The organism is Lactobacillus sp. VURO6/B1 (VP7) (assembly GCF_058139575.1).
Genome location: NZ_JBVOWJ010000006.1, coordinates 17,532 through 43,504, shown reverse-complemented (window position 1 = coordinate 43,504; position 25,973 = coordinate 17,532). Strand labels below are relative to the sequence as shown.

The window sequence follows — 25,973 nt, the reverse complement described above, 5'->3', positions numbered from 1 at the left end:
TTTAACGGGCTAATAAATCATTTTAGATTTATTAGCCCGTTGTTTTTTATCAGTTCCCACCAAATTAGTTTGATGTGAAGAATCATTTTCTAATCAGAAGGTGATGGCTTTTTTGTTTATAAGTAAAACCCTCTCCTAAGACTTCATGGACTTCAATGACGCTAACAAAAGCATGAGGATCTTCTGCAGCAATCAGTTCTTTTACTAATGGAATTTCTCTTGGTGAAACAACAAGATAGATTACAGGTCGTTTGGTTTTTTTATAACCACCGCGAGCTTCAAGATAAGTAAAACCACGATCTAATTTCAAATCTATCATTTTAGCAATTTGTTGATAATTATCAGAGATAATAAGCAGACCACGTGCAGAATAGGCTCCTTGCTGGACGGCATCCATAACTTTAGAAAGAATAAATGCTGCTACTAAAGTATACATAATATGCTTGAGGTCTAAATATGATAAGGATGATAATAAAATAATCGTGTCGCAGAACAATAAAACTTTGCCAGAAGACATGCCATACTTCATTTGCATAATGCGGGCAATAATATCTGTGCCACCAGAAGTGCCATTATACCGAAAAACTAAACCCAGGCCAATACCAGAAAGGGTTCCAGCAAGTATGGCAGATAAGAAGAGGTCGTGTTCTAAGTTCAATTGATATATAATAGGGATTAAGCGCCAGAACCATAAGAAAAATGACAGCCATAAAGTGCCCCAGATAGTATAGGCTAAAAGTCTTTTTCCCATGAAACGATAGCCTAAAATAATTAAAGGGATATTTAATAACAGAGATGATAGACCCATATTAATGCCCCAGAAATGTCTCAAAAGCAGAGTTATGCCACTAATCCCACCATCTGTGAGCTGGTTTGGCACTGAGATCATGTCAAGACTGAGGCCATAAATGCCACAGCCAATCATAATCATTATAAGTTCAAAAATAATTTTTTTGTTAATCTTTTTCATGATAATAAAACTTTCTCTATATAAATTGATACTTTAAAACTACCATAAATTAAAAATAAAAACACAGATAAATGAGTTGAGATAATAATGATAAAAATAAATAATTTACCACCGATTTTTACAGCCGCGTTTCCCGTGCTTAAGCAGTTAGAACAAGCTGGCTATGAAGCATATTTTGTTGGGGGAGCGGTTCGCGATTTAATTTTAAAAAGGCCGATTCACGACATAGATATTGCTACCAGCGCATACCCAGAAGAAGTTAAACAAATTTTTCCCAAAACTATTGATACGGGAATTAAACATGGTACAGTTACTGTTTTAAATGATGGCGCTAGTTACGAAATTACCACGTTTAGAACAGAATCAGGCTACCAAGACTTTCGCAGACCGGATCATGTCACTTTTGTGCAAAATCTGGCTGAAGATTTGAAAAGACGTGATTTTACCATCAATGCACTGGCAATGAATAGAACCGGTGAAGTAATTGATCTTTTTAACGGATTAGGGGATTTGCAAAAGCACCTTATCAAAGCAGTAGGAGATCCCATGAAAAGGTTTCATGAAGATGCTCTACGTATGATGAGAGCAGTCCGCTTCATGAGTCAGCTTAATTTTGAGCTTGAATCTCAAACTAAAGAGGCAGTGAGTGACTTACATCAATTATTGTCCAAAATTTCAGTTGAAAGAATTCGTGATGAATTTGTCAAAATGGGTACTGGAATAAATTCGCGGGATGCCTTCAAAATTTTTTTACAAACTGAGTTAAGTGAAAGTGTACCGGATTTTGCCGGCAAAAGTGATTTATTGGCAATTTATCCTAAATTAAAATTTAATCCCAGTATGGAAACTAGTCTTTGGTCTATAATTATTATTTTGTTAAAAATTTCCGATAACCAAATAGCACGCTTCATGCGTGATTGGAAAAATTCAAACGCTATGACAGAAAAAGTTAGAAAAATTGTGGCTCTGTTTGATTTGATTTCTGAAAAGTCGCCTTCTGATCTTGAGTTGTTTAATGCCGGTAAAGACATTTTGTTAAACACAATAGATGTAGCACATATTTTGGGACAGCCAATCAATTCCGAAGCATTGGTCGATCGCTATACTGCTTTGCCAATCAAATCAATGTCAGAATTAGTTGTTGACGGGCAGTTCTTAATTGCAAACGGCATAAAACCTGGTCCGAAATTGGGACAAATACTCAATGAAATTAAGCAAAAGGTTATTTCAGGCGAGTTAGGCAATTCTAAGGATGATATTCAAGATTATTTGCAGCAAATAAATTAACCTAGACATAGAATAGCACAGAGAAAAACATTAAAGCTGAGCCTAAAATGACGAACAGGTGCCAGATTACGTGAATAAAGGGAATTCTTTTCATTGTGTACAATAGGGCACCAACAGTATAAGCTACACCACCGCTAACTAAAAGCCAAAATCCAACAGGGCTGAGTCGCACATACAAATGGTTACCAGCTAAAATCACCAACCAGCCCATGGCTACATATAAAATAGTATCTAATATGACATGTTTACCTCGATTAAAAATGTAGTAAATGATACCAAATATTGCAATTATCCAGACCAGAGCAAATAAAAGTATGCCCCATTTGCCACCTATTGCTACTAAGGAAAAGGGAGTATACGATCCTGCAATTAACAAAAAAATTGATGAATGATCAAAAATTTGAAAAACATTGCGAGCCCGAGTGAAAATGAGACTATGGAAAAGTGTAGAGAAAAGATAAAGCAGAAGCAAACAGGAGCCATAAATAGTAAATGTAACAATTCTCAATGGACTATGTGTTGAAACAGCTTTGATAATTAAAAGTACTAATCCGGCAACTGCCAGGCAAAAACCAATTCCATGCGTGACAGCACTGAGAATATTATCTACTAGGTAATAAGTTTTGGATCTTTGTGCAGGTTCTTGCCAAATTTTTTGCAATTTCATCATGAAACAGTTTGTTCGCTTTCTTTTTTTTGCTAGTTTTTTTGCTATAATAATTTATAATTAACACAGTTCACATTCTATCATAAATGAGAACATCAAATCAGAATTGAGGGCGAGTACGTTGTCAGAAATTAAAATTTTGACTGATTCTTCTGCGCAGTTAACACCGGAAGAAATTAAAAAATATCATATTACCGTTGTGCCTTTATCGGTCACAATCGATGGTGATACTTATCTTGATGGGGTGGAAATAACCCGGCAGCAATTTGTCCAAAAAATGAGTGAATCTAAAAAGTTGCCAACTACGAGCCAACCGCCTATAGGAACCATGGTTGATGCGATTAATGAGTTAACTAAAGATGGTAGCGAAGTCATTGGTATATTTTTGGCGAAGGTATTAAGCGGTACAATTGATGCAGCTCGTCAGGCAGTCAAGCTAACTGGTAAATCAGATTTGGTACATATAGTTGACTCTGAATTAACTGACCGCTCTGAAGGCTTTCAGGTATTAGCCGCTGCACGGGATATTGCCGCTGGCAAAAGTATTCCTGAAATTTTGGCTCATATTGAAAAAATTAAAAAAACGCAGCGTTTGCATTTACTTATTGTCAATTTAGAAAATGTGGTTAAAGGTGGACGCCTAGGTCCTTTAGCTGGTAAAATTGTCAACATGCTTAATATACACATTGAATTGCAAATGCCGAATGGTCATTTAAAAATTGCAAAAAAAGGAAGAGGCAAAAAATTTTCTTTAGCTTTTGATAAACGCATTTTAGATGAAATTGAGGCCAACAAAGAAAAAATCAAGGAAGTCGGTATCTCATACGTTGCAACGGGCAGCACACCGCAAAAGCTGCTTGATTTTGCCCAAAAAATTAAAGATATTAATTCCAAAATTGATGTTTTAGTGCGAGAAACCAGTCCTATTATTGCAACGCACGCAGGGATGGGTGCTTATGCAGTTTTATATTATACGGAGTAAAAATTGGCATATAGAGAGAGCTTTTATCGCTATTTAATGACTCAGCGGAATGCTGATTCAAATGATGAAGTTGCACAGTTTGCAAATAATGCGCAAAATGACCAGACTTTTCCTAAACAAGAGCAGAATTATGAAAAATTATCTGATTATCTTGAGCTTAATGGTGGTTATTTACCAAGCATGAGCATTTTTGACAAAGCATATCAAATGTATCGTGAAAAGATGACGTATTAAACTAGGGCTCCCAAGTGATAAGGGGCCCTTTTAGCGTAAGAAAGGCAAAAAATGGTTAATATTCAGTGGTATCCCGGGCATATGAATAAAGCTCGCAATCAACTTGAAGATAAAATGAATTTAATTGATGTCATTATAGAAGTTTTAGATGCACGTATTCCTCAATCGTCACGCAATCCGATGATCGAAAAACTTGTTGGTGACAAACCACATTTAATTATTTTGAATAAAGCTGATTTGGCAGATCCAGTGATGACTAAAAGATGGCAAAAAAAATTTACCACTAAGGGTAAGTTTGTGATGGCCTTGGATTCTCTTCATAATACTAACATGCAAGTGTTAGTGAAGATGATTAAAAAAGCTGCTGGAGCGAAAATTAAAAAATTACAACAAAAAGGTGCAACTAGTCCTGTTATCAGAGTTGCAATAGCTGGAATTCCCAATTGTGGCAAGTCCACAATTATTAACCGTCTTGTTGGTCGCAATGTGACCCAGGTTGGTAATAAGCCTGGCGTAACCAAAGGACAAAATTGGCTCAAAACAGCCGATAATATTCAAATTTTAGATACACCCGGCATTCTGTGGCCTAAATTCGAAGATCAAACAGTCGGACTAAAGCTTGCAGCACTTGGAGCAATTAAGGATACTGTTTTTAGCGCTGATGATGTTGCCTTATTTTTATTAGCAAAGTTACGTAAACACTATTTAAATGATTTAAGCAAGTTTGCTAGAACTTCCAAAGAAGAAATTCAAAATATCAGTGATACTGATCTGCTTCTGGCACTGACCGAGGAATATGGTATGCGTGACGATTATGATCGTTTCTCTATGTATTTATTGCAAAGATTGCGTAAAGGAAAAGTAGGAAGGATTACTTTGGATCGGTTATGACAATTGTTGAAATAAAAAAATTACTGGCACAGGGCTCAGTCAATCCAGAAGATTTAAAAATTTTAGAAAATGATACACGTGTCGGTGTTCAAAAGCTCTTGCTAAGTTACCATAATCGCCAGCAAAAATTGGCCAAGAAAAAAGCTGCTTTCATAAAAAGGTTTGCTTATGAAAAAACTTTTTGGGCCAAAAAAGAGCTTGTTGCAGGGGTAGATGAAGTCGGCAGAGGACCATTAGCTGGTCCTGTTGTGACAGCCGCCGTAATTATTGATGACAATTTTGATTTGACAGATGTCAATGACTCTAAAAAATTAAGTGCCAAGCGCCGCCAAGAATTATTTCCCTTAATTTTAAAGGAAGCGGTTAGTGTGGCAATCGGCCTAAAAAGTCCGCAAGTGATTGATGAAATAAATATTTATGAAGCAGATCGTTTGGCAATGGCTGAAGCTGTCAAGAATTTAGACGTCAAGCCTGACGCTTTGCTTGTTGATGCTATGCAGGTACCAGTTCAATTGCCGCAGGTTCGGCTAATAAAGGGTGATGCCAAATCAAATTCAATTGCTGCTGCTTCAATTGTTGCCAAAGTTTTCAGGGATAACTTGATGGCAGACTATGCCAAAATTTATCCTGAGTATCATTTTGATGAAAATGCTGGCTATGGCACTCAAGCTCATCTTCAAGCATTGGCAAAATATGGTCCAACGCCAATTCACCGAAAAACATTTGCACCAGTGAATTCTTTTTATAAATAAAAAAATATGCCTCCTTTTTACGTATTTGTATTTAGGAGGTTTTTTATGAAGATTACCAATTTTCTTTTGCGCTTAAAATTACAAAAAGGTATTGGATATGTTAAGATGTTACAAGTTGCTAGTCAGTTGCAACTTGCTGATATTGATATTCAGACTATTAAAAACTTAAATTTGACCAGTAATTTGATAAAAGTCTGTCTGAATGCTTATAATGACAGATATGCGGATAAAATGATCAGAAGAATAGAAAAGCAATGTCGGGTTATTAGCTTTTTTGACGAGGAATATCCCGAAAAGCTACGTCAAATTTATCAGCCACCTTTAATTTTGTTTTTACAAGGGAATTTGGAATTACTTCAGCAAAAAATCGTTACAATTGTAGGTTCCCGTCAAGCCACTAATTATAGCAACTTGGTTTTGAATAAACTTGTGCCTAATCTAATAAAAGATGATTTTATTATTGCTAGTGGACTAGCTAAGGGCGTGGACGTTATGGCACATAAGGCAGCACTAAAATTTAACGGTCAAACAATTGCGGTGGTTGGTAATGGGTTAAACCATTTTTATCCGCAAATAAACCAACATGTGCAAAAAGAAATTGCTCAAAAAGGCTTATTAGTGAGTGAATATTTGCCTGATACTCCACCCAGGCCTTATAGATTTCCCCAGCGAAACAGAATTTTGGCTGGAATAGCTGACAGTGTAATTGTTACTGAGGCAAAGCAGAAGTCAGGTTCTCTAATTACAGCAAACCTAGCTCTACAAGAAAATCGGGACATTTATGCTTTACCAGGTCCTATTACCAGTGAACTTTCTCAAGGACCCAATAAACTAATTCAAGCAGGTGCTTATCCAATCACTGATTTTGACTTGCAACTTGAAAGATTTGACAATTAGTAGTTAAATATTCTATTCTCAAATGAGTATTTAAAAAAGAATTTAAATGAGGAGGCTTTTGATGCCTACTAAATCAAAGCCAAAGAAACGTAAGAAGACACTAGTAATAGTTGAGTCTCCTGCTAAAGCTAAAACAATTGAAAAATATTTAGGACGTAATTATCGTGTAATTGCTTCTAAAGGTCATATTCGTGACTTGCCTAAGTCGCAAATGGGAATTGATTTTGATAATAATTATAAGCCAAAATATATTTCTATTAGGGGTAAAGGCGATACCATTAAGGAACTTAAGTCGGAAGCTAAAAAAGCCAAAGATGTTTATTTGGCATCTGACCCAGACCGTGAAGGTGAAGCAATTGCTTGGCATGTTGCTCATGTGCTCAATTTAGATCAAAAGGATAAAAATCGGGTTACGTTCAATGAGGTAACAAAGGACGCTGTTAAAAACAGTTTTAAGAACCCTAGAACTATTGACATGGATACTGTCAATGCTCAACAAGCTCGCCGTATTTTAGACAGAATTGTTGGTTATTCGCTCTCGCCAATTTTGTGGGAAAAGGTCAAAAAAGGTTTGAGTGCCGGACGTGTTCAGTCAGTTGCATTAAAATTGGTAATTGATCGCGAAAAAGAGATCAAAAATTTTAAGCCACAGGAATATTGGACAATTGAGGCAGAATTTAAGAAATTAAAAAAGACTTTCACAGGTCAGTTTTGGGGTATTAATGGCAAAAAGACTGATTTACCCCATAATGATTCTGTCAAAAAAGTTTTGGCTAAAATTGATAAAAAGAAGAACTTTCAAGTCGAAAATGTTGTTAAACGTGAGCGTCGACGTCAGCCTGCCGCTCCCTTTACAACTTCGACAATGCAGCAGGAAGCAAACAAACGTCTAAATTATCGTACGAGGAGAACGATGAGCATTGCCCAGCAGCTTTATGAAGGCATTAGCCTGGGTAAACAGGGTACAGTCGGTTTGATTACCTATATGAGAACTGATTCTAAACGGACATCCCCAATTGCACAGGCGGAAGCCTCTAAATTTTTAAATGAAAATTATGGTAAAGAGTATGCTGCTAAAGGAGCGCGCCATTTCAAAAATCAAGAGGATGCTCAAGATGCCCATGAAGCAATCAGGCCAACCAGTGTTTATCGCACCCCAGAGTCCCTCAAAGCAGTTTTAACTACTGAACAATATCGCTTGTATAAATTAATTTGGTCAAGATTTTTGGCCAGTGAGATGACTCCAGCTGTTTACGACACAGTAAGAGCAGATATTACGCAAAACGGAGTGATATTCAGGACTACTGGCTCAAAAATGAAATTTGCCGGCTTCACAAAAGTTTATGATAATCAACAGGAAAAAAATGTTGAATTACCTGAATTAAACGACGGAGATAAAGTTAAACTAGCTAAATCTGATAATAAACAACATTTCACCATGCCCCCTGCAAGATACACTGAGGCCAGTTTAGTCCATTCGCTAGAAGAAAATGGTGTTGGTCGTCCTTCCACTTATGCACCAACTATTGATACGATTCAACGTCGTTATTATGTTAAATTAGACGGTAAAGCAATTGTCCCGACTGAACTGGGAGAAATTGTAGATAATTTAATTGAGAAATTTTTCCCTGACATTGTTAACATTGATTTTACTGCGCAATTGGAAAATGATCTTGACGGAATTGAAGAAGGCAAGAAAAATTGGGTTAAAGTAATTGATGATTATTATCATCCCTTTAAAAAGGAGCTAGATAAAGCTGACGCTGATATCAAAAAGGTGCAAATAAAAGATGAGCCTGCCGGTTTCAATTGTGATATCTGTGGTGCGCCGATGGTTATTAAAATGGGACGCTATGGTAAATTTTACGCCTGCTCACGTTTCCCAGATTGTCGCAATACAAAGGCAATTGTAAAAAAGGTTGGCGTTATTTGTCCGAAATGCGGCAAAGGTGACGTGATTGAAAAAAAATCAAAGCGTAACCGCAAGTTTTATGGCTGTTCACGTTACCCTGATTGTGACTTTGTTTCTTGGGACAAGCCTATTAACCGAAATTGTCCTAACTGTGGCCATTTTCTAGTTGAAAAAAGAAATAAAAAAGGACCTGTTGTTCTTTGTCCAAATGGCGATTATAAAGAAGAAACAAGTGCTGAAAAAGATACTGTAGAAAGTTAAATTTATGTTAATATCATCAGATCAGTCATGATTTGATGATATTCTTGTATATAAAGTAAAATAATTTTAGTAAAGGAATATGATCATATGCCAGAAAAAGTTACTGTAATTGGAGGCGGTCTGGCCGGAAGTGAGGCAGCCTGGCAACTAGCAAAGCGTGGAATTGCTGTTGATTTTTACGAAATGCGTCCTAAAAAAATGACCCCGGCGCATAAAACAGACAAGCTGGCTGAATTGGTGTGCACAAACTCAATGCGTTCAAATCAGTTATCTAATGCTGTAGGTTTATTAAAAGAAGAAATGCGGCAGCTTGATTCGCTTATTATGGCAGCTGCTGATCATTCCCAGGTACCTGCTGGTGGAGCATTAGCAGTTGACAGAGAGCAGTTCAGTGATTATGTGACCAGTAAGCTTAATGCAATGTCAAATATTAATTTTCATACCGAAGAGATTACCCAGATTCCGCAAGATTGTATTGCAATTATTGCTACTGGCCCCTTGACAAGTGATAAACTGGCGGAAGAGATACAGAAGTTTTCAGGTAATGAAAGTTTGCACTTTTTTGATGCAGCGGCACCTATAATTGCGGCTGATTCGATTGATATGGATATCGTCTATAAGAAATCTCGCTATGACAAAGGTGAAGCTGCATATCTAAATTGTCCTATGACAAAGCAAGAATATGAAAGATTTGCTCGGGAATTGGTTAGTGCGGAGACTGCAGAAGTTCACAGCTTTGAAAACAGTGATGTTTTTGAGGGCTGTATGCCGATTGAAGTTATGGCTGAAAGAGGTATGAAAACTATGCTTTTTGGTCCACTTAAACCTGTAGGATTGGAAAATCCAGCTACGGGAAAAACTCCCTATGCAGTTGTTCAGCTTAGACAAGATAATGCCGTAGCCTCAATGTATAACATCGTTGGCTTTCAGACTCATCTGAAATATGGTGAACAAAAACGAGTTTTTTCCATGATTCCTGGTCTGGCTCATGCTCGTTTTATCAGATACGGCAAAATGCATCGCAATACCTATATGGCTTCACCAGCCGTATTATCTGCTACATATGAGGCTAAAAAGCAACCTGGATTGTTTTTTGCGGGACAAGTGACTGGAGTTGAAGGCTATGTTGAAAGTGCTGGCAGTGGCCTGGTTTCTGGCATTAACGCTGCTAGAAGAGCCAGTGGTCAAGAACCGGTTGCTTTTCCTAAACTAACAGCTTTAGGATCAATGGCTAATTACGTAACTACTGCTGACATCAAGCATTTTCAACCTATGAATGCCAGTTTTGCATTAATTCCGGGACTTGAAGGTTCTAAAGTGCGCAACAAGAAAGAGCGCCACTTAAAAATCAGCCAACGCGGTCTAGAATGTCTTAAGGAATTTCAACAGGAAGTGCTGCATTAAGATGGACGCTAAAAAAGATGAGCAGGTAGAGCTGTTTACTTCATATTTGCGTATTGAACGTCAATATAGTCCCAAAACAATAATGTCTTATCAAACGGATTTACTGGAAGCAAAAAAATTTTGGCAGGAAAATGGCGGCTTTAATGGTTGGTCAAAAATAAATAGACGTGATGTTGAAATTTTTTTACAAAACTTAACAGAACGTAAATTAGCGCGTTCGACGCAAGCCCGTAAAATGTCCAGCCTCAGGTCGTTTTATCACTTTTTAACTAGACGAAAAATTGTTAAAATAGATCCAACGCAAACAATTGTTTTGCGCACTAAAGAACGCAAATTGCCCCAGTTTTTTTATGCAACAGAAATGAAACAGGTATTTGACTCTTTAAGTGGAAATGACCCCTTGACTTTGCGTAATTTGGCATTAATTGAATTATTTTATACTACTGGGATGAGGGTTAGCGAGGTAAGCAGTTTAAGAAGAAAACAAGTAGATTTAGATTTAAAGATAATTTTGGTACACGGTAAAGGTAATAAAGACAGGTACGTTGCGTTTGATGATAAAACTAAAGCTGCCTTTGTTAATTATTGGGAAAATGGTAGAAATCAACTTGTAAACGGTGCTGATGATTCAAATTATGTTTTTCTAAATAACAAAGGCAAACCATTAACGGATCGTGGCATCGAATATATTATGCAAAAGATTTTTAATGAGGCTGGCATTAACGGTAAGGTACATCCGCATGAATTGCGCCATTCCTTTGCTACGGCAATGTTGAATAACGGCGCAGATTTACGCAGTGTACAGGAACTTTTGGGTCATGATAATTTATCTACCACTCAAATATATACTCACGTGACTATGAGCCACTTACAGGCAAATTATGAAAAGTACTTTACTCGCAACGATAAGAAAGACGAGGCAAAAAAATGACAACAATATGTTCAGTAAAATTTAATGGGAAAACCGCAATTGCGGGAGATGGACAGGTAACCTTGGGTGAAAAAGTAATTGCCAAATCTACCGCTAAAAAGATTAGACGAATTTATCACGATCAGGTTGTAATTGGCTTTGCTGGAGGCGTAGCCGATGCAGTCAGTTTGCAGGACATGCTTGAAGGAAAATTAGAAGCTTTTGGGGGCGATTTGCGCAGAGCTGCTGTGGAAATGGCTCAAGCCTGGCGTAAAGATGCTACTTTACAAAAACTGGAGGCCATGCTTATTGCTTTTAACGACAAGGACCTTTTATTAATTTCTGGCAATGGTGAAGTGCTTGAACCTGACGAAAATGTGGTTGCTATTGGTTCTGGTGGTAACTTCGCTCAGGCTGCAGCCATTGCAATGACCAGACATTCGTCCAATATGAGTGCCAGCGAAATTGCTCATGAAGCTGTTGAAATAGCTTCTGGAATTGATATTTTTACTGATAATCAGATTATCACTGACGAATTGTAAAAAACGAGGCAGAAAAATAATATGGAAACAAAAACACCAAAGCAAATTGTTAATTTACTTAATGAATACATTATAGGTCAAGATGAAGCTAAAAAAGCAGTTGCTGTGGCTCTTTATAATCGTTATCGCAGAATGCAGCTGCCAAAAAAAATGCAGGAAGATATCACACCTAAAAACCTGTTAATGGCAGGCCCCACAGGAGTTGGGAAGACAGAAATTGCCAGAAGATTAGCAGCGATTGTTAATGCACCATTTGTCAAAGTGGAAGCTACCAAATTTACTGAAGTTGGTTATGTCGGTCGTGATGTTGAATCAATGGTGCGCGATTTAGTAAATGAAGCAGTGCGCATGGAAGAAAAAGATCAATTTGACCGGGTTCGCACTCAAGCAACTAAAGAGGCTAACAAAATTTTAGTACGTTTGCTTGTTCCCGGAATCAAGCAGGACAAAAGAAAAAATCAGATGCAGGAATGGCAAGATATGATGTCAATGCTCATGTCAGGAGGTCAGAATAATAATCAGTCCTCTGACGCAGACCAGGAAGAAATAACCGATGATGTTCGTAATCAGCGTCTTACTGTGTCTGAGCAGCTAAACAAGGGTTTACTTGAAAATAGAGAGGTCACTATCGAGGTTGAACAAGCTCCTAAAGTAAATCCCATGGGTGACATGATGGGACAAATGGGAATTGATATGAGTTCAATGCTTAACGATTTGGTTCCTAAAAAGAAAATTAAACGTACTTTAGCAGTTAAAGATGCCCGTGAAGTATTAATTCAGCAAGAATCCCACAAGATGATCGATTATGACTCTCTTTATCAAAAAGCTATTGAGCGTACAGCAAATAACGGCATTATTTTTATTGATGAAATAGATAAAATTACTGCCGGCAATAAGAAAACTTCCGGTGAAGTATCACGTGAAGGTGTGCAAAGAGATATTTTACCAATTGTAGAGGGTTCAACTGTTCAAACTAAATATGGTCCTGTAGCAACTGACCACATTCTCTTTATCGCTGCTGGAGCATTTTCTGAATCCAAACCAAGCGATTTAATTCCTGAATTACAAGGTCGTTTTCCAATTAGGGTCGAACTTAATGCATTATCAAAAGACGATTTTGTTAAAATTCTCAAGGATCCTGAGGATTCACTTTTAGAACAATATGTAGCCTTGATGAAAGCTGACGGAATAAAATTAGTCTTTACACAGGAAGCAGTTGATCGGATTGCTCAAATTGCTTATGACGTAAACCAGGGAACTGACAACATTGGTGCCAGAAGATTGTCAACAATTCTTGAGAAGTTACTGGAAGATGTTTTGTATGAAGGTCCAGATATGTCTATGGGCGAAATTACGGTGACTGAAGCATACGTTAACGAAAAACTTAGTGATATAATAACAAATAAAGATTTAACTAAGTTCATTCTTTAACAAAGGTGATGATTAAGCATGAATTACACTATCAAAAATAGCATCTTACAGGTTGAAATTGCCAGTAAGGGTGCTGAAGTGCAAAGTGTAAAAAGTTTACATAGCGGATATGAATATATTTGGCAGGCTAATCCTGAAGTTTGGCAAAGGCATGCTCCCATACTTTTTCCCATTGTGGGAAAACTTAAAAATGATGAATATACTTATCAGGGCAAAACATACCACTTAACTCAACATGGTTTTGCACGAGATTCAGAATTTAAAGTTGAGCGACATACGGGCGAAAGCATCACTTTTTTGCTGACAGATTCTGCAAAGACCAGGGAAGTTTATCCATTTAAATTTGAGTTGCGCGTGAACTATAACCTGCTTAATAATCTACTAGAAGAAAATTTTTCAGTTGTTAATAAGTCAGATAGCGAAATGATTTTTGGCATTGGGGGACATCCCGGCTTTAACATTCCAACAAGCAAAACATTGTCTAAGGAAGATTTTTACTTTAGTACTAAGCCTTCTCGTGCGCGCGTTCGTATTCCTCTTAAAGGAGCATTTTTAGACTGGCCTAATCGATCGCTGGCCTCAACTAACAGTTTGATTACCCTAAGTGATCATCTGTTTAAAGATGATGCCTTGATTTTTCAAATGCGGGGTCATGACAATCGGATATCTTTAAGAACGGATGCCAATAACTTTCATGTAAATGTTTGGTTAAGGGATGCTCCCTTTGTCGGTGTGTGGTCCCAATTCCCTAAGACTGCTGATTATGTCTGTATTGAACCATGGTGGGGTATAGCTGATCGCACTGATACTAACCAAAAATTGGAAGACAAATACGGCATGAATCACCTTGAAGCTGGTGATACTTTTACAGCTGGCTTTAGTATGGCTTTTCATGATCAAGATGAATAAGTTTTAATAAGTAAATTATATAAATTAAAAAGGAAGCCCCCGTGGGCTTCCTTTTTACAGTCTTATTAATTTCAACAAAAATTGCTCTTGCGAACAAGCGTTCTTATGTTTATAATAAAATAGCTAGCTGAAATTGTTAGCCATATTTATCTAATATGCAACTATAATTTATGGTGCTTTTTTTTATACCAGTACCACAAGCCAAAAGGAATAATATTCTCCTGGTGGTGCAATAATCGTTTAATATTGCTTCTGTGGCGGATAAATAAGATAATCATGATGCAGCCCACAATTATCTCCAGAAAAACATCATGAAAAAAGAAGGTTACAATGAATATTAAGACGACTGCAATTAAACTAGATAAACTGACATAAGACGTGATAAAAACTAGTGGCAAGAAAATGAGGGCGCAGACACCAAAAAATTTCAGGTTGTAGCCCAAAAAAAGTCCAGCACTGGTTGCTACGGCCTTGCCACCTTTAAATTTGAGAAAAATGGAAAACGTGTGCCCCAGAATTGCTAAACCACCTGATATTAACAAAAAATATTTAGGAGCATTAATATGGAAAATTCTGGGTAAATTTGTGGCTAACGTTCCTTTGAGAACATCAACAATTAATACTAGACTACCTGCAAGTGGCCCAAAAACGCGAAAAGAGTTAGTGGTTCCGATATTGCCAGAGCCATAGTTTCTAATATCTTCTGCAAAAAATATCTTGCCGACAATCACGCCTGTGGGAAACGAACCTATTAAATATGCTAGAATAAATATCAGAATTAAATTTAAGTTTATCATTGATAATCCTGCTCTCTTAAAGTCTAATGCTATTTTATCAGAGTTTACAGAATAAGAGGATGAAAATAATAAATGATTTTTAACTGGAGGAGTCTATTTGGCAAAAACAAGTAAAAAAACAAATTCTTATGATGACTCATCAATTCAAATTCTTCATGGCCTGGAAGCTGTACGGAAAAGGCCAGGTATGTATATTGGATCAACTGATGTTCATGGTCTTAATCAGCTTATCTATGAAATCGTAGATAATTCAGTAGATGAGGCAATGGCTGGATTTGGTAAAGAAATTGACGTGACAATTCATCAGGATAACAGTGTAACGGTACGTGATTTTGGTCGAGGGATGCCTACAGGTATGCATAAGTCAGGCAAGCCCACAATTGAAGTCATCCTGACCGTCTTGCATGCTGGTGGTAAATTTACCGAGCAAAATTACAAAACTTCCGGTGGACTTCACGGAGTAGGTTCCTCTGTTGTTAATGCTCTTTCCAGTTATATGGATGTTAAAGTTATACGGGATGGCATCGCATACGAAGAAGAGTTTAAAGATGGTGGTTACCCCATTGGCACCTTGAAGCGCTTAGGCAAAACTATGGAACCTACAGGTACCACCATTACTTTTAGACCAGATGAGAAAATTTTTTCGACTATTAAATATAAATATGAAACTATTCAAGAACGCATACGTGAATCAGCTTTCTTGCTTAAAGGTGTGCGCTTTGTCTTAGTAGATGAACGAGAACCCCAACATCATGATGATTTTAAATATGATGATGGTATTAAAGCATTTGTATCCTATCTGAATGAGGGTAAAGATACTTTAAGCGATATTTTTTATTTTTCCGGTAAACAGGACGAAATTGAGGTTGAGTTTAGCGGACAATATAGTGACAGTTATTCCGAAAACCTGGTTTCTTTTGTAAATAATGTGCGTACATCAGATGGTGGCAGTCATGAAGTAGGTGCACGAACTGGCTTTACTCGTGCTTTTAATGACTATGCCAAAAAACAAGGACTGTTAGGTAAGAAAGACAAAAATATTGATGGCTCTGATTACCGTGAAGGTCTAAGTGCCGTATTATCAGTTAAAATTCCAGAAGAGTTACTGGAATTTGAAGGGCAGACAAAGGGTAAACTGGGTACTCCTCAAGCCAGATCAGTTGTTGATGCCATCGTTTATGAAAAAATGTCTTATTACCTAATGGAAAAAGGTGAACTGGCTCAAGAGCTGGTGAAAAAGGCACAAAGAGCAAGGGATGCGCGTGAAGCCGCCAAAAAAGCTCGTAACGAAAGTAGAAACGGTAAAAAAAGGCGCAAAAAAGAGGTTCTTTCCGGCAAATTAACACCAGCTCAATCACGCAACCCTAAGAAAAATGAATTATTTCTAGTTGAGGGGGACTCGGCCGGAGGTTCCGCAAAGCAGGGTCGAGACCGTAAGTTCCAGGCAATATTGCCTTTACGGGGAAAAGTTTTAAACACCCAAAAAGCAAAACTCCAGGACATATTTAAGAATGAAGAAATCAACACCATGATTTACACTATTGGTGCCGGCGTAGGTGCTGAATTTAAAGTTGAAGACTCAAATTACGATAAAGTAATTATCATGACGGACGCCGATGATGATGGTGCCCACATTCAGATTCTATTATTAACCTTTTTCTACCGGTATATGAGACCAATGATTGAGCATGGCAAAGTCTATATTGCTTTACCTCCTCTTTATCGTTTGCAAAAAGGGCGCGGCAAAAAGGCTCAGGTAAAATATTCCTGGACTGATGAAGAACTGGCTGCCGATGAAAAGAGAATGGGTCGTGGTTATGCTTTACAACGCTTTAAAGGTCTTGGTGAAATGAATGCCGAACAGTTGTGGCAAACAACTATGGACCCAGAAACCAGGTTGCTTATTCGGGTAAAAATTGATGATGCTGCCTTGGCTGAACGTCGTGTGACCACACTAATGGGTGACAAAGCAGGTGCCAGGCGAAAGTGGATTGAAGAAAATGTTAAGTTCAGACTTGGGGATAACACTTCAATTTTGGAAGAAGAAAATGAATAAAGAGGTTTTTAATTGATGGCTATAAAAGAACGAATTCGTGAAATGCCCCTTGAGCAGGTCATGGGTGAGCGATTTGGCAGATATTCCAAATATATTATTCAGGAACGTGCCTTACCGGATATTCGTGACGGTTTAAAACCGGTGCAAAGAAGAATCCTTTACGCTATGTTCCAGGATAATAATACCTACGACAAGCCATTTAAAAAGGCTGCCAAAGCTGTAGGAAATATCATGGGTAATTTCCATCCCCATGGTGACAGTTCTATTTATGGTGCCCTAGTTCACCTTTCTCAGGACTGGAAAATGCGCGAACCACTAATTGAAATGCACGGTAACAACGGTTCAATGGATGGCGATGGCCCCGCTGCAATGCGCTATACCGAATCACGTTTAAGCAAGATTTCCAACATGTTACTGCAAGATATTGATAAAGATACAGTCAACATGGTTTTGAACTTCGATGACACTGAGTATGAGCCAACGGTTTTACCTGTTCGATTCCCTAATTTATTAGTTAATGGCTCGACGGGTATTTCGGCTGGTTACGCAACTGAAATTCCACCGCACAACTTAACTGAGGTAATTGATGCTACTATTTATTTGCTAAAGAATCCTGATGCCAGTCTTGATGATCTAATGCATTTTGTCAAAGGCCCAGATTTTCCTACAGGTGCGATTGTTTTAGGGCAAAAGGGATTACGTGAAGCCTATGAAACAGGACGAGGACGCATTCAGGTAAGAGCAAAAAGTTCAATTCAGGAAATAAGAGGGCATCGCGAAGAAATTGTCATCACGGAGATACCTTTTGCTGTTAATAAAGCCCTGTTAGTTAAGAAAATGGATGAAATCCGTCTTAATAGAGAAATTGACGGCATAGCAGAAGTGCGTGATGAAACTGACCGTCATGGTTTATCAATTGTAGTGGAATTAAAAAAGGGGGCTGATGCACAAAATATTCTGAATTATTTATTCAAGAATACTGAATTGCAAGTTTCCTATAATTTTAATATGGTTGCCATTGACCATATGACACCAATGCAAGTTGGTTTAAAACATATACTGTCTTCTTACTTAGAACATGAAAAAGACGTAGTAATCAAGAGGACGAAGTTTGATTTAAATAAAGCAGAAGAGCGTCTGGAAATTATTCAAGGTTTGATCCATGCCATGGATATCCTGGACAAAGTAATTAAGATTATCCGAGCTTCTAAAAATAAGGCGGAAGCAAAGAAAAATCTATCAGACAAGTTTAAGTTTACTGCTCGGCAGGCTGAGGCAATTGTGTCTTTACAATTGTACAGGTTAACCAATACTGACGTTAATGCTTTAGTTAAAGAGCAAAGCGAGCTGAATAAAAAAATAGCTCGTTTTAAAGAACTTTTGTCTAATAAAAAGATTTTAGAAAAGGAAATAATTAAGGAATTAACGACAGTTAAGAAGGAATTTGGCAATCCACGGCGCACTGAAATTTCATCTGAAACCGCTAAGATTCAAATTGATGAAAAAGCATTAGTGGCAGATGAGCAAGTACGCGTTTTAATCAGTCGTGACGGTTACTTGAAGAGATCGTCTCTTCGTTCCTGGCAGTCAAGCGATGATGAGGATAATGGTTTGCCGAGTGGGGATGATGTTGTTTTTGAAAAGACATTGTCCACGTTAACAAATCTATATCTGTTCACTGACCGTGGTAATGTCATTTATAGACCAGTAAATGAGTTAGTCGAAACTAAGTGGAAAGAAACAGGCCAACACTTATCTCAAGAAATTGGCTTAAGCGAGGATGAAAATATTATTCGCGTTTTTGACTTTGACCAATTAAATCAAAAATTAAACTTTTTAATGGCAACTAATGATGGTTATATAAAACAGTTGGAACTAAGTAATCTCCAGCCTACTAGAACTTATCGTTCACGTGCCATTACTGCAATGAAAATGAAAAAAGTAGACAGTAGGATTATTCGTGTTGATTTAGTAAAACCTGATAGCAATAATGAAATTATTTTATTTACGCATAAAGCCTATGCAGTTCGTTATGATTTAACTGAAATTCCAGCATCAGGTGCAAAATCATTTGGAGTAAAATCTGTGAATTTAAAGGATGATGACTATGTAGTTTCATATGTAGTAATAAATCCTGATTATCTTGACTTAATTCGCGTCGGTATAATTACTCAAAGGGGAGCATTCAAACAATTTAAAGCTGAATTAGTCAATAAAGTATCTCGTGCCAAACGAGGGGTATTAGTTTTAAGAGAACTTAAAACTAAACCTCACCGTATTGCAGCAATTATTTCATATGGCCAAGAACATAATCTGCTGATTACAACAACAAGTAAACGGCACATAAAACTTTCAACTAAAGATTATCCGCTCGGTGATAGGTATTCTAACGGCTCTTTTGTCTTGGATACGACAAGTGATGGCCAGCCAGTTAATATAAAGTTGGGTCGGCCTTTAGGTGCTGAATAATTTTTTATTTATTTAATGATATCAATAATTTATGGAGGTGCTTTAACAGCTTTAAATAATACTTTGACACAAAGGGGTTTTTGATTGATAATAGCATATAAATAGAGCAACATTATTGTTAAGATAGAAGGAATAATCTTATGCCTAAAACAGATACAATACTCTCAACCAAATCCTTACATTATTTTTTGCAATTAATTGATACCATGAACTACACCCAAGCTGCTCAGATACTTGGTATTACCCAACCGGCTTTAACTCAGCAAATAAAGAAAATTGAACATGCAATTGGAACCCCGTTGTTTGGTCAGATGGGTAAAAAACTTTACTTGACGGAAGCAGGGAAACAGTTGCAGACTGGAGCAATCAAGTTGCTTGGAACTATTAACTCTGTTGTTAGTGATATACAGGAGTTTACGCAAGCTGATAAAGGCAATATTGCAATTGGCGTTTTAGAAAGTATTAATTATGAACTTCTTAGGAAATTTTTGGTTGAGTTCAATAAAAATTATCCCAATATAACTATCAACGTATCATATTTTAATCGTAAAGATCTTTGGTATAATCTTGACAATAATTTGGTTGATTTAGCAATGCTTTATCTCCCTGAAACCACTAAAAAGAGTCAGTCAAATATACAAAGCCAGTATGAATTAATGAAAGTTACTCAAGACAGGCTAACCATCTTAACTCATGATAAAAATCTTGAAGCAGGTAGTTCATATCCAGTTTCTAAGTTTTTAGGGAAAAAGTGGGTTCTTTATCCTGATAATTTTTATTTAACTCAGATACTTAAAGGCAAACTTGGCAATAAGATGAATGCGAGAAACGGTTTGACTGTTCCATTAACTTTCACTTCCACCAAAGAGATGGTTGATACAGCACAAGACACAGGGTATGACACAATTGTAAGTAACTCTTACTATAGCTTAAATCAAAGTCAAATTAATTTAGTACCTGTGTTTTTAAAAGGTATCAAGAAACTTAACATTTCGCTTATCTATCGCAAAGGGAAAAGAGAAGTTCCACGTATACAGAACTTTTTGAAAGAATTTAAGAAATTTTTAGAAGCCTGACGTTGTTAAATAATCTTGTAAAAATTTTGCTGTCAGACGAAAAATTTATGATTTATTCTGTCAAGAATAGCCTTTATTAGGTAAACTATAATAAAGTAAAATTTTAAAAAGAAAAAGAGGAAATCTAATGGAAAAAGAATTGGTCTTTGGTCATCAAAATCCTGACACAGATGCAATTGGTACAGCAATTGCTTATTCATATTTGCAGAATAAGCTTGGTTACAACACAGAAGCGGTTGCTTTAGGCGAACCTAATGATGAAACAGCTTTTGCTTTAAAAAAGTTTGGTTTTAAAGCACCAAGAGTAATCAAAACAGCAGCAAATGAAGTTAAAGAAGTAATGCTCGTTGATCATAATGAACCACAACAAAGTGTATCAGACATTGATCAGGTTACTGTAACACATGTTGTTGATCACCACAGAATTATGAATTTTAACACCAGTATGCCTTTATTTTATCTTGCTGAACCTGTAGGCTGCACTAGTACAATTATGTTTGGTCTTTATAAGCATTTTAAAGTTGAAATTCCTAAGAATATCGCTGGCATCATGCTTTCAGCCATCATTTCTGACACATTATTGCTAAAATCTCCTACAACTACCGATAGGGATAAAAAAGCTGTTAAAGAACTTGCAGAAATTGCTGGTGTAGATTACGAAAAATATGGCTTGGAAGAACTAAAAGCAGGGACTAACATAGCAAGTAAATCGGAAGAAGAACTGATTGATTTAGATGCAAAATCATTTGAATTAAATGGTAAGAATGTCCGCGTAGCTCAAATTAATGTAGTTGATTTACCAGAAGCACTTGAACGCAAAGAAGCCTTCTTAAAGACAATGAAAGATTCAGCAAATTCAGAGGGCTATGATTTGTTTATGTTGCTTATAACTAATGTACTCGATTCAGACTCAACCGCATTAGTTATAGGTTCAAATGAAGCCGTAGCATCATTTGAAAAAGCATTTGGTGAAGTTAAAGATTCGGAAATCAACTTACCTGGAGTTGTTTCAAGGAAAAAACAAGTTGTTCCACCATTAACTGAAGCATTTAAGTAATTTAAAAAGCACGAAATAGATTTTAACTATTTCGTGCTTTTTTTAGTCTTTGTTAATTTCCTTAGCCAAAATAATGAATGATTTACATACTCTCTCAGCTTTGTCAGGTGACATTTTTCTAAGTTCATTAAGAACCTTCTTAATAAATACAGGAGTATTATCTTGATGATTTTCCACCTTAACTTCCTTAAAGCGGTAAGCATTCATGATAATATCTGGCGTAGTTGTATTTAAAGCTCTGGCGATGGAGTCTAGCTTTTGAATACTAATATTTTGATTTTTTGTACGTTCTAAGCGAGAAATAAAGTTAACCGATAAATCACTTAATTCAGCGAGATCTTCCTGGGTCAACTTTTGTTCACGCCGCCTGCGACATATTTCTTTTCCTAAATTTATACTCATGGAATAAATTCAACCCTTTCAAAAAAATAATTCCATATTCTATAATAACAGATTAATTATAGAAATAAACAGTAAAACAAAAATAATAATGAATAAAACACTTGCTATTGGCAAAATTATACTCAAACTAAATGTTTTAAACTATACCCCACATAGTATTGTAAGCTATTTTTTGGAAAAATAAAATAAAAAGGCTCCAAATAATTAAACTTAAAGTGAAAAAGGAAAGAGTGGCAAATATTATATCAAAGCGTGCATTCGCTTGCTGGAGTGGAAGGGAGAAAAGCGCTTAAGTAAAAAAATTAAAATCTAGATTTTTTATATATTTATCTATGATAGAAAGCGCTTTTATTTATATTTTTACACTTGTAACGTAGAAACTTTAAATAAATCAACTAATATGGATAAGAAAAGGACCGGGTAATCATATTAATTTTTAAAGTTATAAGTAATCAGTATTATTTTGTATAAAAATGAAATTATAGATTTTCGCAGAATGTCAACTTTTGTTTGTCATGATAAACTTTTTAAGAAATTTGAGATGGGATAATTGTGCGTATGAACTACTGATCCAGCTATATAAACAGAGCTGATAAACTAAGAAATAGTGATAAAAGGTGGTTGTAACTTAGCATTATCCAACTTCGTATAATATATATTATGTAAAGTAAAATAAAAATTTGAAAGATAGTCCATCAGAATGAGTCAGGATTCAATTACACAAAACAATTTTGCTTTTAGCTTTTAGATTGCCTCTGGTCACTTGAGAGCTCATTAAAATTAAAATTAATGTATAATTGATCATTTAGCTGCCTGTGAGCTTCCCAAGAATTATTAATCAATTTAATTTTTAATTCGTATTTTTATTAATAAGTAGTTTGAGGTCAATCGATTTTAGTACTTTTAAAAGTAATATCGTTGGTTGATTTTATCTTAAAAGTAGATATAAAAAGCTTGGAACAATATTGCTCAAAATTAAGTATAAAAAGTCTGCTCACATAATTTTTTTCAACTTCTAAACATGCTAACTGTTAAATAATTTTATAGTTGCTTTCATTAAAACTATAATTTTAATGAACGATAATTAAATGATAATCGAGCTCAAAAATTTTGCATTCATTGATATTGATTTTTAGCAAAACTAAATTTGATCTCTTAGATAAGTTTTTATCATTAAAGCAGAAATTTCTACTTAAAACTATTTTGAAACTTTATTTTAAAAATACCCAATTGGCATTTTATTTCATTAGATCTAGTTAACACCTTTCTCCCTCCTCTATCCCATAATAAATATATACGACACAAACATACATTCTAGTTTTGTTTTATAATAAAGCATGTAATTTATTAAATTAAGCTAGGAGAAATTTATTACGTGGAAACAAAGAAATATTTAGATCTAATTGATGAAGAATTAAAAAAAATGCCGGATTTTGTTAAAGAATACAATTTTGGCACAAGTCACTCTTTAGCTACATCCTATCAGTATCTAACAGAAATCAGAAGATTTTTTGACTGGCTGCGGCATGAAGGCATTTCAAAAGCTAAAAATAACAAAAATATTGAAACACAAACTTTAGCTCAACTACAACGCAATGACATCATGCTTTACATTAATTATTTAGGTCACACCAAGAATAAGCAAGGCAACTTGAATTCACCTACTACAATAAATCGGTCTATTAATGCCTTGAGGTCTCTTTTTAAGTTTTTAACCATTACTGCAGATAATATTAATGGCAAGCCATACTTTGAACGCAATGTCATGCTCAAAATTGATTCTCTGAATAACACAAAAACTTTAAACTATCGGGCTCATGTTCTTGAATCACACATGTACACAGGAAAATTAAAATACCAGTTTTTGGATTTTATTGCAAATAATTATGAATTTAAATGCAATAAGCATGCTTTACCAGGATTTAAAGCAAATAAAGAGCGCGACATGGCAATTATTGCTTTAATTTTAGGAACTGGAATCAGAGTTTCTGAGTGCGCAGGAATTGATTTGCCAGACATTAATTTTAAAAAGGCTACATTGGACGTAACCCGCAAAGGTGGCCAGCGAGACAGCGTACCAATTGCTGAATGGACGTTGGTTTATATTAGAGAGTATAAGAAAATAAGAAAACAACGCTATTTGGCTGTCAAAAACGATTCAGCATTTTTCTTGACTCGCTGGCATAATAAAACACGTCGGATTACCACAAGTGCTATCGAGAAAATGGTCAATAAATATTCAGCTGCTTTTGGTCACCCGCTCACTCCCCATAAATTACGTCACACAGTGGCCTCTGAACTATATGGTGTAACCAAAGACCAAGTGCTAGTAGCTCAGCAACTGGGCCAAAAAGGAACCTCAGCAACCGATTTATATACTCATGTTGATCAAAAAAAGCAACGTGCTGCATTAAATGAGATTTCAGAGGCAGATAAAAAGAATAGTGATCACAAACAGGCTTGATACAGAGCCTGTTTTTTATTCAAATTTTGTTTGCCAATTAGGACTTTGATTCGCTTCAAAACACATTTTTATCTCTGCTAAAGAATTTCGTGGCAATGATAAAGGTGGTAAATTATCAAGTTCGAAAAAGGAACACTTATCAGTCTCAGTATTTTTTGAAAATTTTCCACCTAGATCTTTACATAAAAAAATGATATTGCAGACATTAATAGCTCGTTTAATTCGCTCTTTATCATAAATATTAGTTGAATGGTTGTTTACTGCAATAATATGATCAACTTCAATTTTATGACCAGATTCCTCTTCTGCTTCCTTTATACAATTTTCTTTAACTGTTATATTAGGTTCACACCAACCTCCAGGCATTGACCATAAATTATCTGTAGTTTCTTTAACCAGTAAGATTTTTTGTTTATTGAAAATTGCAGCTCTGGTAGAAACTTTAGGCGTCTGGTATCCATCATCATTACTAAATAAGCCTTTAACAATATTTATTGGCTGACCAGTTTTAGCTGCCATCATTTCAGTGGCAATCTTTCTTACTTGTTCGTAACGCTCCCTGTCAAAACGATCGTGACCATATTCTAGGCCGTCTTGAGCAATGCTCTGCAATTCTACAGCCCATTTGGTTATCTGATCCATTTGCTTTATCATATATATCCTCCCACTTCTGTAACAAAAAAGCAGCCTTGCGAAAGGTTGCTCTTATTTAGTCAAATCTATTTTATCTATGTCAATCATCCAACCAATTGCAAAAGACTTTTCTCCTAGATGCGTGGCAATAACAGGACTAAATTTTGTGATAGAAATATTTTGTTCCGGAAATTGTTCAGTTAAAAATGCTTTAGCTTCATCTACTTGACTGCTGTCATTGGAATCAATAATAAAAAGTTTTATTTTATCTTTATAAGGTAATTGTTCAATTTTCTTTACTGTTAATTTCTTAATTTTGATAAAAGCTCGTTTCATAGAACGAATTTTGTCAAAAGCTACTATATTGCCGTCTTTGAAAGTAAGCAGCGGCTTGATATTTAGCATAGATCCGATAAAAGCACTGGCATTGCTTAAGCGGCCTCCTCGACTTAAATTGTTTAAATCATTAACTACGAATATTTCATCAATAGTTGAACGAATTTTTTCAAGTCGAGCTAAAATTGTATCCAGATCAAGACCATTTTTTATCATTTTAGCTGCTGCCAAAACCAAATTACCTTGTAAGCGAACAGTCATTCTTGTGTCAATAGCATGTAAATTATATTTCGGATGATTTTCTGCAATATTACATAATGTTTGATAAAAACCAGAAATCCCGCTGGAAAGTGTAATAGCAATAATAGCGTCATAGCCTTCATTATTTAGGCGATCAAAAAGGCGTATCAAATCGCCTGTGCTTGGCTGAGAAGTTTTGGGAAAATCTGCTCCCTCTCTCTGCATTTTGAAAAGTTGATCAGAAGTAATATCAACATTTTCTAAATACTCTTTTTTACCTATAATAATTGGAATTGAAACAACAATAATGTTATTTTTTTCTGCCTCTTGTTTTGTAATGGCGCTAGTACTATCAGTAACTAAAGCAATCTTCATCTAACTTACCTTTCGCTTT

General features: G+C 36.0%; 23 protein-coding genes. 17 read left to right on the top strand and 6 right to left on the bottom strand.

Annotated features, from left to right (window positions below):
- Nucleotides 1-82: 82 nt before the first annotated feature.
- Nucleotides 83-970, bottom strand: a complete 888-nt coding sequence (locus ACZ2M0_RS04345; protein ID WP_490058661.1) for a YitT family protein — start codon at nucleotides 968-970, stop codon at nucleotides 83-85.
- Between the two features lie 87 nt (nucleotides 971-1,057).
- On the opposite strand from ACZ2M0_RS04345, the gene ACZ2M0_RS04340 reads away from it, so the two are divergent.
- Nucleotides 1,058-2,257 carry a CCA tRNA nucleotidyltransferase gene (locus tag ACZ2M0_RS04340; RefSeq protein WP_490058660.1) on the top strand — a complete coding sequence of 400 codons (1,200 nt, stop codon included), beginning with the start codon at nucleotides 1,058-1,060 and terminating at the stop codon, nucleotides 2,255-2,257.
- Between the two features lies 1 nt (nucleotide 2,258).
- On the opposite strand, the gene trhA is transcribed toward ACZ2M0_RS04340, so the two are convergent.
- On the bottom strand, nucleotides 2,259-2,924 hold the full coding sequence (gene trhA / locus ACZ2M0_RS04335; protein ID WP_223901874.1) for a PAQR family membrane homeostasis protein TrhA: 666 nt from the start codon (nucleotides 2,922-2,924) through the stop codon (nucleotides 2,259-2,261).
- Nucleotides 2,925-3,045: 121 nt separating this feature from the next.
- Between trhA and ACZ2M0_RS04330 the strand changes: the two genes are divergently transcribed.
- The 11 genes from ACZ2M0_RS04330 (at nucleotide 3,046) to ACZ2M0_RS04280 (ending at nucleotide 14,049) form a co-directional block, all read left to right on the top strand.
- Complete coding sequence (locus ACZ2M0_RS04330; protein ID WP_490058659.1) at nucleotides 3,046-3,906, top strand: DegV family protein; 861 nt, start codon at nucleotides 3,046-3,048, stop codon at nucleotides 3,904-3,906.
- A 3-nt stretch (nucleotides 3,907-3,909) separates the two neighbouring features.
- Nucleotides 3,910-4,140 carry a YozE family protein gene (locus ACZ2M0_RS04325; RefSeq protein ID WP_034979215.1) on the top strand — a complete coding sequence of 77 codons (231 nt, stop codon included), beginning with the start codon at nucleotides 3,910-3,912 and terminating at the stop codon, nucleotides 4,138-4,140.
- A 51-nt stretch (nucleotides 4,141-4,191) separates the two neighbouring features.
- Nucleotides 4,192-5,031 carry a ribosome biogenesis GTPase YlqF gene (gene ylqF / locus ACZ2M0_RS04320; protein WP_490058658.1) on the top strand — a complete coding sequence of 280 codons (840 nt, stop codon included), beginning with the start codon at nucleotides 4,192-4,194 and terminating at the stop codon, nucleotides 5,029-5,031.
- Nucleotides 5,028-5,783: a ribonuclease HII gene (rnhB, locus tag ACZ2M0_RS04315; RefSeq protein WP_490058657.1), complete on the top strand. Its 756-nt coding sequence runs from the start codon at nucleotides 5,028-5,030 to the stop codon at nucleotides 5,781-5,783. Before ylqF ends, rnhB begins: the two co-directional genes overlap by 4 nt.
- Nucleotides 5,784-5,828: 45 nt before the next feature.
- Complete coding sequence (gene dprA / locus ACZ2M0_RS04310; RefSeq protein ID WP_490058656.1) at nucleotides 5,829-6,680, top strand: DNA-processing protein DprA; 852 nt, start codon at nucleotides 5,829-5,831, stop codon at nucleotides 6,678-6,680.
- Between the two features lie 61 nt (nucleotides 6,681-6,741).
- The gene (topA, locus tag ACZ2M0_RS04305; protein ID WP_223901781.1) at nucleotides 6,742-8,853 is read left to right on the top strand and encodes a type I DNA topoisomerase; all 2,112 of its coding nucleotides are present in this window, start codon (nucleotides 6,742-6,744) and stop codon (nucleotides 8,851-8,853) included.
- An 87-nt stretch (nucleotides 8,854-8,940) separates the two neighbouring features.
- Entirely contained in the window at nucleotides 8,941-10,257 is a 1,317-nt protein-coding gene (gene trmFO, locus ACZ2M0_RS04300; protein WP_223901780.1) for a methylenetetrahydrofolate--tRNA-(uracil(54)-C(5))-methyltransferase (FADH(2)-oxidizing) TrmFO, read from the top strand.
- 1 nt (nucleotide 10,258) lies between these two features.
- On the top strand, nucleotides 10,259-11,188 hold the full coding sequence (xerA, locus tag ACZ2M0_RS04295; RefSeq protein ID WP_223901779.1) for a site-specific tyrosine recombinase/integron integrase: 930 nt from the start codon (nucleotides 10,259-10,261) through the stop codon (nucleotides 11,186-11,188).
- Nucleotides 11,185-11,709 (top strand): HslVU peptidase proteolytic subunit, encoded by a 525-nt coding sequence (gene hslV / locus ACZ2M0_RS04290; protein WP_490058655.1) that lies wholly within the window; start codon nucleotides 11,185-11,187, stop codon nucleotides 11,707-11,709. The genes xerA and hslV overlap by 4 nt, the downstream gene beginning before the upstream one ends.
- Nucleotides 11,710-11,730: 21 nt before the next feature.
- Complete coding sequence (gene hslU / locus ACZ2M0_RS04285; RefSeq protein WP_490058654.1) at nucleotides 11,731-13,140, top strand: ATP-dependent protease ATPase subunit HslU; 1,410 nt, start codon at nucleotides 11,731-11,733, stop codon at nucleotides 13,138-13,140.
- An 18-nt stretch (nucleotides 13,141-13,158) separates the two neighbouring features.
- Nucleotides 13,159-14,049, top strand: coding sequence for an aldose 1-epimerase family protein (locus ACZ2M0_RS04280; protein WP_490058653.1), 891 nt, complete (start codon nucleotides 13,159-13,161; stop codon nucleotides 14,047-14,049).
- Nucleotides 14,050-14,210: 161 nt separating this feature from the next.
- Here the strand turns inward: ACZ2M0_RS04280 and plsY are convergent, their stop codons facing one another.
- Nucleotides 14,211-14,846 carry a glycerol-3-phosphate 1-O-acyltransferase PlsY gene (gene plsY, locus ACZ2M0_RS04275; RefSeq protein WP_223901776.1) on the bottom strand — a complete coding sequence of 212 codons (636 nt, stop codon included), beginning with the start codon at nucleotides 14,844-14,846 and terminating at the stop codon, nucleotides 14,211-14,213.
- 97 nt (nucleotides 14,847-14,943) lie between these two features.
- Here plsY and parE point away from each other — a divergent pair, with 97 nt between their 5' ends.
- The 4 genes from parE (at nucleotide 14,944) to ACZ2M0_RS04255 (ending at nucleotide 21,504) form a co-directional block, all read left to right on the top strand.
- Complete coding sequence (gene parE, locus ACZ2M0_RS04270) at nucleotides 14,944-16,902, top strand: DNA topoisomerase IV subunit B (protein WP_490058652.1); 1,959 nt, start codon at nucleotides 14,944-14,946, stop codon at nucleotides 16,900-16,902.
- 15 nt (nucleotides 16,903-16,917) lie between these two features.
- Nucleotides 16,918-19,371 (top strand): DNA topoisomerase IV subunit A, encoded by a 2,454-nt coding sequence (gene parC / locus ACZ2M0_RS04265; RefSeq protein WP_490058651.1) that lies wholly within the window; start codon nucleotides 16,918-16,920, stop codon nucleotides 19,369-19,371.
- Nucleotides 19,372-19,511: 140 nt separating this feature from the next.
- Nucleotides 19,512-20,447 carry a LysR family transcriptional regulator gene (locus tag ACZ2M0_RS04260; RefSeq protein ID WP_490058650.1) on the top strand — a complete coding sequence of 312 codons (936 nt, stop codon included), beginning with the start codon at nucleotides 19,512-19,514 and terminating at the stop codon, nucleotides 20,445-20,447.
- Nucleotides 20,448-20,574: 127 nt separating this feature from the next.
- Entirely contained in the window at nucleotides 20,575-21,504 is a 930-nt protein-coding gene (locus ACZ2M0_RS04255) for a manganese-dependent inorganic pyrophosphatase (protein ID WP_490058649.1), read from the top strand.
- A gap of 42 nt (nucleotides 21,505-21,546) precedes the next feature.
- Here the strand turns inward: ACZ2M0_RS04255 and ACZ2M0_RS04250 are convergent, their stop codons facing one another.
- Nucleotides 21,547-21,906: a helix-turn-helix domain-containing protein gene (locus ACZ2M0_RS04250; RefSeq protein ID WP_034979176.1), complete on the bottom strand. Its 360-nt coding sequence runs from the start codon at nucleotides 21,904-21,906 to the stop codon at nucleotides 21,547-21,549.
- 1,375 nt (nucleotides 21,907-23,281) lie between these two features.
- Here ACZ2M0_RS04250 and xerS point away from each other — a divergent pair.
- Nucleotides 23,282-24,370 carry a tyrosine recombinase XerS gene (xerS, locus tag ACZ2M0_RS04245; RefSeq protein ID WP_223901771.1) on the top strand — a complete coding sequence of 363 codons (1,089 nt, stop codon included), beginning with the start codon at nucleotides 23,282-23,284 and terminating at the stop codon, nucleotides 24,368-24,370.
- Between the two features lie 15 nt (nucleotides 24,371-24,385).
- Here the strand turns inward: xerS and ACZ2M0_RS04240 are convergent, their stop codons facing one another.
- Together ACZ2M0_RS04240 and ACZ2M0_RS04235 are read right to left on the bottom strand one after the other, a co-directional pair.
- Nucleotides 24,386-25,021, bottom strand: a complete 636-nt coding sequence (locus ACZ2M0_RS04240; protein ID WP_223901873.1) for an NUDIX hydrolase — start codon at nucleotides 25,019-25,021, stop codon at nucleotides 24,386-24,388.
- A 54-nt stretch (nucleotides 25,022-25,075) separates the two neighbouring features.
- Entirely contained in the window at nucleotides 25,076-25,954 is an 879-nt protein-coding gene (locus ACZ2M0_RS04235) for a DegV family protein (protein ID WP_223901770.1), read from the bottom strand.
- Nucleotides 25,955-25,973: the final 19 nt, after the last annotated feature.

Excerpts from the sequence above, each read along its gene's own strand:
- ACZ2M0_RS04345 (WP_490058661.1), bottom strand. The coding sequence starts at position 970 with ATGAAAAAGATTAACAAAAAAATTATTTTTGAACTTATAATGATTATG.
- ACZ2M0_RS04340 (WP_490058660.1), top strand. The coding sequence starts at position 1,058 with ATGATAAAAATAAATAATTTACCACCGATTTTTACAGCCGCGTTTCCC.
- trhA (WP_223901874.1), bottom strand. The coding sequence starts at position 2,924 with ATGAAATTGCAAAAAATTTGGCAAGAACCTGCACAAAGATCCAAAACT.
- ylqF (WP_490058658.1), top strand. The coding sequence starts at position 4,192 with ATGGTTAATATTCAGTGGTATCCCGGGCATATGAATAAAGCTCGCAAT.
- rnhB (WP_490058657.1), top strand. The coding sequence starts at position 5,028 with ATGACAATTGTTGAAATAAAAAAATTACTGGCACAGGGCTCAGTCAAT.
- dprA (WP_490058656.1), top strand. The coding sequence starts at position 5,829 with ATGAAGATTACCAATTTTCTTTTGCGCTTAAAATTACAAAAAGGTATT.
- topA (WP_223901781.1), top strand. The coding sequence starts at position 6,742 with ATGCCTACTAAATCAAAGCCAAAGAAACGTAAGAAGACACTAGTAATA.
- trmFO (WP_223901780.1), top strand. The coding sequence starts at position 8,941 with ATGCCAGAAAAAGTTACTGTAATTGGAGGCGGTCTGGCCGGAAGTGAG.
- xerA (WP_223901779.1), top strand. The coding sequence starts at position 10,259 with ATGGACGCTAAAAAAGATGAGCAGGTAGAGCTGTTTACTTCATATTTG.
- hslV (WP_490058655.1), top strand. The coding sequence starts at position 11,185 with ATGACAACAATATGTTCAGTAAAATTTAATGGGAAAACCGCAATTGCG.
- hslU (WP_490058654.1), top strand. The coding sequence starts at position 11,731 with ATGGAAACAAAAACACCAAAGCAAATTGTTAATTTACTTAATGAATAC.
- ACZ2M0_RS04280 (WP_490058653.1), top strand. The coding sequence starts at position 13,159 with ATGAATTACACTATCAAAAATAGCATCTTACAGGTTGAAATTGCCAGT.
- plsY (WP_223901776.1), bottom strand. The coding sequence starts at position 14,846 with ATGATAAACTTAAATTTAATTCTGATATTTATTCTAGCATATTTAATA.
- parC (WP_490058651.1), top strand. The coding sequence starts at position 16,918 with ATGGCTATAAAAGAACGAATTCGTGAAATGCCCCTTGAGCAGGTCATG.
- ACZ2M0_RS04260 (WP_490058650.1), top strand. The coding sequence starts at position 19,512 with ATGCCTAAAACAGATACAATACTCTCAACCAAATCCTTACATTATTTT.
- ACZ2M0_RS04255 (WP_490058649.1), top strand. The coding sequence starts at position 20,575 with ATGGAAAAAGAATTGGTCTTTGGTCATCAAAATCCTGACACAGATGCA.
- ACZ2M0_RS04250 (WP_034979176.1), bottom strand. The coding sequence starts at position 21,906 with ATGAGTATAAATTTAGGAAAAGAAATATGTCGCAGGCGGCGTGAACAA.
- ACZ2M0_RS04235 (WP_223901770.1), bottom strand. The coding sequence starts at position 25,954 with ATGAAGATTGCTTTAGTTACTGATAGTACTAGCGCCATTACAAAACAA.